Source organism: Streptomyces pathocidini (assembly GCF_001418495.1).
GTDB classification, from domain to species: domain Bacteria; phylum Actinomycetota; class Actinomycetes; order Streptomycetales; family Streptomycetaceae; genus Streptomyces; species Streptomyces pathocidini.
Genome location: NZ_LIQY01000692.1, coordinates 1 through 1,594, shown reverse-complemented (window position 1 = coordinate 1,594; position 1,594 = coordinate 1). Strand labels below are relative to the sequence as shown.

Here is a 1,594-nt window from a genome sequence, read left to right as displayed (position 1 = left end):
CCCTGGGGACTCCGTCCCCAACTCCCGCCGACGGAGACGGCGGTCAGGCAAGCCAGCCGAGGCCGGGAGGTAACCGGGCTCGGCCCACCGCTCGTCGAGCGCCGGCGAGGCGAAGCCCCGGCGGGACCGCTCTGCCAAGGCAGCCACGCGCCTGCCGATCCCGTCGCGGCGAGCGAACCGGTCCGGAGGATCGCATCGCACCGACCCCGGACGGCAGGGGTCTGGGGACGGAGNNCCGGCGGTGCCGAACCGGCCTCGGCCCGATCCTTAAAAAGGCGGCAGACCGCACGTCACGCCGCGTCCCATTCCGCGGGCCGCAGGCCGCATGGTAGACACACCCGGTCATATCTCTGTCCGCCAACAGGGAGTTGCCCATGTCTGCCGCACAATCGTCCGCGTCGCGTCGCCAGGTCCTGGCGCGTACCGGCGCTCTGGGGGCGGGGGTCGTCTTCGCCGGGAGCATCTCGGAGATCTTCGCCGGTACGACGGCCACCGCCCACGCGTGGGGAGGGAAGGCGGGCTACGGCCCGCTCGTGCCCGACCCCGACGGGCTGCTCGACCTGCCCAAAGGCTTCCGCTACACCGTCCTGTCCCGCGAGGGCGGCCAACTCCGGTCCGGGCAGGGGAAGGTGCCCAGCCACGCCGACGGGATGGCCGCCTTCCCCGGCCACCGGCGCGGCCGCACCCATCTCGTGCGCAACCACGAGAACCGCGTCGACGCCGACATCCGCGTACCGGCCGTCGAGGGGCTGACCTACGACCCCCACGGCATGGGCGGCTGCACCGCGCTGGAGCTGGACGCGCGCGACAACCGGGTGCTCTCCGAGCAGGTCGCCATCGCCGGTACGGCGGTCAACTGCGCGGGTGGGCCGACCCCTTGGCGCACCTGGCTGACCTGCGAGGAGACCGAGGANNGAGGTCGACCCGTACGACCCGCGCCGCACCGGCGCGGTCCCGCTCACCGCGATGGGCCGCTTCCAGCACGAGGCCATCGCCGTCGACCCGCGCCGGGGCGTGGTCTACGAGACCGAGGACGCCTTCGAGAAGCCCTTCGGGCTCTTCTACCGTTTCCTGCCCGAGAAGCCGCTCGGCGGCCGCGGCTCGCTGCGCGCGGGCGGCCGGCTGGAGGCGATGCGGGTGCCGGGCGTGCCGGACCTGTCCGTCGTCCAGGAGACCGGCACGGTCTTCGACGGCATCGAGTGGGTGCCCGTACCCGACCCGCTGGCCAGGGAGACCGGGATCCGCTTCCAGGACTTCGGNNGGCTGCTACTGGGGCGGCCGCTGCGTGTACTTCGTCTCCAGCTTCGCCAGGCGCGCGGAGGGCTCGGCGGCCGACCACTTCGGGCAGGTGTGGCGGTACGACCCCGAGCACCGGCGGCTGACGCTGGTCGTCGTCTTCGGCCCGGACACGGACCTCCAGCTGCCGGGCGAGTCGCCGGACAACATCACGCTCGCGCCCGGCGGCGGGCTGATGGTCTGTGAGGACGGCGAGGGCGCCCAGCACGTCTTCGGCCTGTCCCGGAGCGGCCGGGTGTACGCGGTGGCGCGCGGCAGGCAGAACATCGGAACCCCGGGCAAGCCCGCGTGGGGCGAG

The 1,594-nt window shown here is 73.6% G+C and carries 1 protein-coding gene and 2 pseudogenes; all 3 read left to right on the top strand.

The annotated features are described in order from the left end of the window. Window positions 1-374: 374 nt before the first annotated feature. Window positions 375-913 (top strand): annotated as a pseudogene (locus AOK16_RS28870) (alkaline phosphatase PhoX); the annotation flags it as partial. A 2-nt stretch (window positions 914-915) separates the two neighbouring features. After that, window positions 916-1,259: pseudogene (locus AOK16_RS28865) on the top strand (alkaline phosphatase PhoX); the annotation flags it as partial. A gap of 2 nt (window positions 1,260-1,261) precedes the next feature. Then, on the top strand, window positions 1,262-1,594 hold a 333-nt coding region (locus tag AOK16_RS28860; protein ID WP_240483738.1), incomplete at both ends, for an alkaline phosphatase PhoX.